5 protein-coding genes are annotated in these 4959 nt (G+C 65.8%); all 5 read left to right on the forward strand.

Annotated features, from left to right (window positions below; genetic code table 11):
- Positions 1 to 845 (forward strand): family 43 glycosylhydrolase (locus QMX83_RS20100; RefSeq protein WP_282298410.1); only part of this gene is annotated, 845 nt, incomplete at its 5' end.
- 41 nt (positions 846 to 886) lie between these two features.
- Positions 887 to 1945, forward strand: coding sequence for a LacI family DNA-binding transcriptional regulator (locus QMX83_RS20105; protein WP_282298411.1), 1059 nt, complete (start codon positions 887 to 889; stop codon positions 1943 to 1945).
- Between the two features lie 141 nt (positions 1946 to 2086).
- A complete protein-coding gene (kduI, locus tag QMX83_RS20110) occupies positions 2087 to 2935 on the forward strand; it encodes a 5-dehydro-4-deoxy-D-glucuronate isomerase (protein ID WP_125361115.1) in 849 nt (282 codons plus the stop codon).
- Between the two features lie 66 nt (positions 2936 to 3001).
- The gene (kduD, locus tag QMX83_RS20115) at positions 3002 to 3757 is read left to right on the forward strand and encodes a 2-dehydro-3-deoxy-D-gluconate 5-dehydrogenase KduD (RefSeq protein ID WP_282298412.1); all 756 of its coding nucleotides are present in this window, start codon (positions 3002 to 3004) and stop codon (positions 3755 to 3757) included.
- 44 nt (positions 3758 to 3801) lie between these two features.
- Positions 3802 to 4905 (forward strand): GDSL-type esterase/lipase family protein, encoded by a 1104-nt coding sequence (locus QMX83_RS20120; protein WP_282298413.1) that lies wholly within the window; start codon positions 3802 to 3804, stop codon positions 4903 to 4905.
- The last annotated feature ends 54 nt before the right edge of the window (positions 4906 to 4959 follow it).

Here is a 4959-nt window from a genome sequence, read left to right on the forward strand (position 1 = left end):
CGCGCTCCATCCATGGGCCGGGGCAGAACTCGCCGCACACCCCCATCACCCGCCCGCAGTCCAAGGATGAGCCGTGGGGGGCGCGCGGCCACGCGACCGTGGTGGAAGGCACCGACGGGCGCTGGTGGATGATCTACCACGGCTATGAGAACGGTTACTGGACCCTGGGCCGGCAGGCCCTGCTGGAACCGATCGAGTGGACCGACGACGGCTGGTTCGTGGCCAAGGGCGGCGACCTCGGCCAGCCGCTGGCCAAGCCCTCGGGTACCTCGGTGGGCGCGCATGGCATGGCGCTGTCGGATGACTTCAAGGGCAAGACCCTCGGCTCGCAATGGTCGTTCTTCAACCCGGCCCAGGACGAGTACCGCCGGCTGAACTTCACCGGCAAAGGCCTGGAACTGCAGGGCAAGGGCGAAACCCCGCGCGACAGCTCGCCGCTGACCGTGATCGCGGGTGACCAGGCCTATCAGTACGAAGTGGAGATGGACATCGCCCCCGGCGCGGTGGGCGGCGCACTGCTGTTCTACAGCGACCGCCTGTACGTGGGTGTGGGCAGCAACGGCGAAAAGTTCATCATGCACCGTTACGGCGAGGAACGCCCTGCCCGCCTGACCCCCAGCAGCAAGGGCGGCAAGCTGTGGCTGCGGGTCACCAACAACCGTCACATCGTGACCATTCACACCAGTACCGATGGCAGGGTCTGGCAGAAGTATCCGGTTCAGATGGAAGTGTCCGGCTACCATCACAATGTGGCTGGGAAGTTCCTTGCCCTCAAGCCGGCTCTGTACGCGGCCGGGGACGGCAAGGTCACGTTCCGCCAGTTCCGCTACCGCGCGCTCGATTGAGCGCAGCGGTAGACTCTTCCGACCCATCCGGTTTGAACTCCATGTCATCGCGCCCCAAGACTGACGCCGCACCGCAGGTCCTGCCCAAAGGCAAAGCTGCCACCATCAACGACATCGCGCGTCTGTCCGGGGTCTCCAAGAAGACCGTCTCGCGGATCATCAACAACTCGCCGCTGGTGCGCAAAGACACCCGTGAGAAGGTTGAGGCGCTGATGCGTGAAGTGGGCTATGCGCCCGACCCGCTCGCGCGCGGACTGGCGTTCCGGCGCTCGTTCCTGATCGGCATGGTTTACGACAATCCCACCGCGCAGTACATCGTGGACATGCAGTACGGCGCGCTGGACGCGCTGCGTGGCTCCAGCTTCGAGCTGGTGGTGCATCCCTGCGATTCGCGCAGCCCGGGTTACATCGAAGGCGTGCGCCGGTTTGTGCAGCAGCAGAAGCTGCACGGCGTGATCCTGGTGCCGCGTGCCTCGGAAGACCAGGCGCTGGTCGACATGCTGGATGAAATTGGCTGCCGCTTCACCCGGATTGCCTCGCTGCCGCTGGATGACACCTCGCAGATGGTGGTCACGCACGACCGCGACGGTGCCGCCGAAGCGGCGGATTACCTGCTGTCGCTGGGCCACCGCGACATCGCCCTGGTGACCGGTCCCAGCGCCTACCGTTCGGCGCACGAGCGCACCGCCGGCTTCATCGACGCGCTGGCCAAGCGTGGCATTGAACTGCCGCCGGAACGCATCGTCGAGGCCGGGTACACCTTTGAATCCGGTGTTGCCGCGGCGGAAAAGCTGCTGCTGGGCAAGCAGCGCCCCACCGCCATCTTCACCGGTAACGATGAAATGGCCGCCGGTATCTACAAGGTGGCGCTGCGCGCGGGCATCAACATTCCCCGCCAGCTGTCCATTATCGGCTACGACGACAGCCCGCTGGCCTCGCGCCTGTGGCCGTCGCTGACCTCGGTGCGCCGCCACACCCGCGACACCGGCCGCACCGCCGCCGCCATGCTGATCCAGCCAGAAGGCCAGGCCGCGCTGCAGATCGCCAGCGTGCGCCCGCACCTGATCGTGCGCGATTCCTGCCAGCCGCCCGAAGATTGAGGGTTGCCCGGGTCACGACCATTGGTCGTGACCCCCAAACCCGTACCGCACCGCAAAATGACACCGGTTTCCTAGCTGGGTACAATCAGCCGAAATCGTGCCGGGGCCGACCATCGGCCCGCCCCCTGCTCTGGAGATGCCATGTACTGCAAGACCCACTACGCCACCCATCCCGACGCCATCAAGGGTGCCAGCAACGACGACCTGCGCGACCTGTACCTGCTCGACGGGCTGTTCAACGCCGACACGGTGACCCTGAAGTACACCCATTACGAGCGCTTCGTGCTCGGCGGTGCCGCGCCGGTGAAGGGTCCGGTGTCGCTGCCGAAGCAGACCGAACCGGCTTCGGCCGCCGGTCACCCGTTCCTGGAGCGTCGCGAGCTGGGCGTGATCAACGTCGGTGCCGGCACCGGCACGGTCACCGTCGACGGCACGGTCTACACCCTCGGCCCGAAGGACGGCCTGTACGTGGCCATGGGCAGCGAAGAAGTTGTGTTCGCCTCCAACGATGCGGCCACCCCGGCGCAGTTCTACCTGGCGTCCACCCCGGCCCACGCCCGCTTTGAAACCAAGCAGCTGTCGATCAAGGACGCCGTGGCCCTGGAGCGCGGCGCGCTGGAAACCAGCAACGAGCGCACCATCTATCAGTACATCGTGCCGGCCACCTGCCAGTCCTCGCAGTTGCTGCTGGGCCTGACCGTGCTGAAGCCGGGCAGCGTCTGGAACACCATGCCCCCGCACCTGCACGACCGTCGCAGCGAAGTGTATTTCTACTTCGACCTGGGCCAGAACGACCGCGTGTACCACTTCATGGGCGAGCCGGAAGCGCAGCGCCACATCGTGATCCAGAACAACGAAGCGGTGGTGTCGCCGCCGTGGTCGATCCACATGGGCGCGGGCACCAGCAACTACGCCTTCATCTGGGCGATGGGTGGCGAAAACCTCGATTACACCGACATGCACGTGCTGGACATCTGCCAGCTCAAGTAACCCGTATCGCAGCGCCCGCATTGCGTGGGCGCTGCCTGTGCCGCATTGGAAAAGGATCGCAACGCAATGGCTAATCCGTTCAGTCTGGAAGGCAAGATCGCTCTGGTTACCGGTGGCAACACTGGCCTGGGGCAGGGCATCGCAGTCGCATTGGCGCAGGCCGGTGCCGATGTGGCCGTGGCCGGCATCGCACCGCCCACCGACACCATCGCCAAGATCACCGCGCTGGGCCGTCGTTGCCTGGCCATCGAAGCCAACCTGATCAGCATCGAGCCGGTCGAGCGCGTGGTGCGCGAAACCATCGAAGGGCTGGGCGGTCTGGACATCCTGGTCAACAACGCCGGCCTGATCCGTCGTGCTGACGCCGTGGAGTTCAGCGAGCAGGACTGGGACGACGTGATGAACGTCAACATCAAGTCCGCGTTCTTCATCTCGCAGGCCGCCGGCAAGCACTTCATCGCACAGGGCAGCGGCAAGATCATCAACATCGCGTCGATGCTCTCGTTCCAGGGTGGCATCCGGGTGCCGTCGTACACCGCCAGCAAGAGCGGCATCGCCGGCATCACCCGTCTGCTGGCCAACGAGTGGGCCGCCAAGGGCATCAACGTCAACGCGATCGCCCCGGGTTACATGGCGACCGACAACACCGCCGCGCTGCGTGCCGACGAAGACCGCAACAAGTCGATCCTGGACCGCATTCCGGCCGCGCGCTGGGGCAACCCGGAAGACCTCGCCGGTGCAGCGGTGTTCCTGGCCTCGCGTGCGTCTGACTATGTGAACGGTGCAGTGCTGCCGGTCGACGGTGGCTGGTTGGCGCGGTGAGTTGATGATGCCGGCCAACGGCCGGCGCTACCGGGATTGCGAACATGCTGCGCTCTTCATTGCTGCTTTCGCTCTTGCTTGTCACCGGGGCGGCACACGCCGCCCCCCATCGCGTCTTCATCGCCGGCGACTCCACCGCCGCCGAGTACGGCCCGGAACGCGCGCCGCAGGCCGGCTGGGGCCAGGCCCTGCAGAGCTACCTCGACCCCGCGCAATGGCAGGTGCACAACCATGCCAAAGGCGGCCGCAGCGCCCGCAGCTTCATCGAAGAGAAGCGCCTGGATGCGATCGCCGCCGAGCTCAAGCCCGGTGATGTGCTGCTGATCGGCTTCGGCCACAACGACGCCAAGTTCGAAGACCCCACCCGCTATAACGATCCCGCACAGGCGTATCCGCAGTACCTGATGCGTTATGTGCAGCTCGCCCGCGACAAGCAGGCTACGCCGGTGCTGATTACACCTGCCGCCCGGCTGCTGTACGACTTTGGTTCGCTGCTGGATACCCATGGCCTGTACACCCAGGCGATGAAGCAGCTGGCGCAGCAGGAGAATGTCGCGCTGATCGACCTCAACGCACGCTCCAGCCTGTGGATCCGCGCGCTGGGCGAGCAGGGCGCACGTCCGTATTTTCTGTTCGTACCCGAACAGAACAAGGCCGACGGCACCCACTTCAGTGTCGCCGGTGCCAACGCCGTCGCCTGTCTTGTGGTGCGCGAATGGGTCGGCCTGCAGCCGGAATTGAAGGGCGCATTGAAGCGCGACATCGACTGCGACGTGACCCAGCCGGCAGGGCAGGGTGCAGACGCGGCCAAGCCGTCGCGCGTGGTGCACGAGCGTGACATCGCGGTCAGCCAACCCGGTCCACATGGCGGTGCCGGTCCGACCACCGCGTATCCGTTCTTTGCCGACGACAACCTGCCGTTCGTGCTGCGCAAGCGCGTGCTGCATAAGGGAGCCGGCATCGGCCTGCACCCGCAGCACAAGGACGAGATCTATTACGTCGTGAGCGGGCAGGGGAGCTATGTGCTGGACGGCAAGCAGTACGACGTGACGGCCGGCGATGCACTGTTGACCCGGGTCGGCAGTGTGCACGCGTTGCAGCAGCGTGGGGAGCAGGATCTGGTGGTGCTGCTGGCGTATCCGCGGTAGCTGATCCCGGTAGCGCCGGCCGTTGGCCGGCCCTCGACAACGCATGGGCCGGCC

The organism is Stenotrophomonas sp. PS02289, from assembly GCF_029960115.1.
Lineage (GTDB): Bacteria > Pseudomonadota > Gammaproteobacteria > Xanthomonadales > Xanthomonadaceae > Stenotrophomonas.